Origin of the sequence: Nocardia amamiensis NBRC 102102 (assembly GCF_001612745.1) — a bacterium.
GTDB lineage: Bacteria > Actinomycetota > Actinomycetes > Mycobacteriales > Mycobacteriaceae > Nocardia > Nocardia amamiensis.
This window is the reverse complement of the sequence record NZ_BDBA01000386.1, coordinates 1-2,514: the sequence shown is the minus strand read 5'-3', so window position 1 is coordinate 2,514 and position 2,514 is coordinate 1. Positions and strand designations below refer to the sequence as shown.

At 66.2% G+C, this 2,514-nt stretch carries 1 protein-coding gene; it reads left to right on the top strand.

Features of this window, described 5'->3' with window-relative positions; translation table 11 throughout:
- On the top strand, window positions 1–2,514 hold a 2,514-nt coding region (locus tag NA4_RS37920; RefSeq protein WP_174553054.1), incomplete at both ends, for a beta strand repeat-containing protein.

Genomic DNA, 2,514 nt, shown 5'->3' with positions numbered 1-2,514 from the left:
ATGGTCACTGTTGCTACGGCGGGTGTTGTCAGCAACGCAGTGCCCTACACCTATGTCCCGGCGCCGACGCTTGCTTCTGTCAGTCCTGGCTTCGGCCCGGAGACCGGCGGGAACACCGTGACGCTCACCGGTACCAACCTCACCGGTACCACCGCTGTCACGTTCGGCGGCACACCAGCGACTTCCTTCGTCGTGGTGTCGGGCACCGAGATCACCGCGGTCGTCCCCGCGGGCAGCGGCACTGCCGCGGTCACCGTCACCACACCGGGCGGCGCCAGCAACGCCGTTTCCTACACCTACGTTCTCGTTCCCACCCTCGATTCGGTCGTTCCGAATTCGGGGCCGGTCGAGGGCGGCAATACCGTGATCCTGACCGGTAGCAACCTGGCCGGTGTCACCTCGGTTGTGTTCGGTGCGGCCGCGGCAGGCTCGTTTACCGTCCTGTCCGATACCCAGATCAGCGCCGTCGTCCCCGCCGGGACCGGTACGGTGCCGGTCACCGTTGTCTCGCCGACCGGTACCAGTAACGAGCTCCTCTACACCTACGGCGATGCCCCCGCCCTCCTGGCAGTGGTCCCCGATCTGGGCCCTGAGGCAGGTGGCAACACGGTCGTGCTCCAAGGCGAAAACTTCACCGGGACCCTCGCGGTGGATTTCGGCGCCACCGCGGCGACGTCCTTCACCGTGGACTCCGATGCGCAGATCACGGCCGTCGTCCCCGCCGGGACCGGAACGGTGCCGGTCGCGGTCACCAATCAGTTCGGCGTCAGCAACGAGGTCCCGTACACCTACCTCGGAGTCCCAGCCCTCACCTCGGTCGACCCGAACCAGGGACCCACCGCGGGCGCCAACACCGTCACGCTGACGGGCACCGGACTCACCGCGGCCAGTGCGGTGGATTTCGGTGGGACAGGGGCAGTTTCGTTCACCATCGTCTCCGATACCGAGATCAGCGCGGTCGCCCCCGCCGGAACCGGCACGGTCGCGGTCACCGTCACCACTCCGGGGGGCATCAGCAACGGCGTCTCCTACACGTACGTCCCGGCACCGAGCCTCAGCACGGTGGTCCCCGATTCCGGTCCGGAGACCGGCGGTAACACGGTCATCCTGGCCGGTACGGGATTCAGCACCACGACAGCGGTTGATTTCGGTGGGAGCGCGGCGGTTTCGTTCGTCGTGGTGTCGGATACCGAAGTCAGTGCGGTCGTGCCCGCGGGGACCGGGCCGGTGAATGTCACCGTCACTACGGCGGGTGGCATCAGCAACGGTGTCCTCTACACCTATATCCCGGCGCCCACGCTCGCCTCGGTAGTTCCCGGCGCGGGTCCGGAAAGCGGTGGCAATACCGTCACTCTCACCGGCACGAACTTCACCGGTACGACTGCTGTGGACTTCGGGCTGACTCCGGCGGCATCTTTCACTGTGGTGTCGGACACCCAGATCACGGCGGTTGCTCCGGCGCGTACCGGCACGGCCGCGGTAACCGTCACCACTATTGGCGGAACCAGCGGTGCGGTCTTCTACACCTTCGTTCCGGCGCCGACGCTCACCTCGATCGTCCCGGGCTCTGGTCCTGAGACGGGTGGTAACACCGTCAGCCTCATCGGCACCCGATTCACCGGTGCGACGACCGTGGAATTCGGCGGGACACCGGCCGCGTCCTTCACAGTGATTTCGGATGCTGTGATCACCGCGGTCGCCCCTGCGGGGACCGGGACAGTCGCGGTCACGATCACGACTCCAGGTGGTACCGGCAATCCGCTGACCTACTCCTACGTCCCGGTACCCACGCTGGCCTCGGTGGTTCCTGACTCTGGTCCGCAAACCGGTGGCAATACGGTCATCCTGACCGGAGCGGAACTCAACGGCACTACCGCGGTGAATTTCGGTGGGAACGCGGCGGTTTCGTTCACCGTGGTGTCGGATACGGAGATCAGTGCGGTCGTGCCCGCGGCGACCGGGTCGGTGAATGTCACCGTCACTACGGCGGGGGGTACCAGCAACGGTGTGCCCTATATCTATGTCCCGGCGCCCACCGTCGCGACGATTGTTCCCGACTCTGGTCCCGAGAGCGGTGGCAATACGGTGACCCTTACCGGCACGAACTTGACCGGCGCGACTGCCGTGGACTTCGGCCTGACTTCGGCGATCTCGTTCAGTGTGGTGTCGGATACCGAGATCACGGTGGTCGCTCCGGCGGGCACGGGGACGGCGGCGGTGACCGTGACCACTATCGGCGGTACGAGTGACGCTGTCCTCTACACCTTCGTCCCGGCACCTGTTCTCGCCTCGATCGTCCCGGATTCCGGTCCGGAGACCGGTGGCAACGCCGTCACCGTGACCGGCACCAACTTCACCGGCGCCACGGCGGTGCACTTCGATGGGACACCGGCCACGTCCTTCACGGTGGTGTCGGATACCGAGATCACCGCGGTCGCTCCCGCGGCCACCGGCACGGTCTCGGTCACTGTGACGACTACGGGTGGCGTCAGCAATGGTGTTGTCTACGTCTAT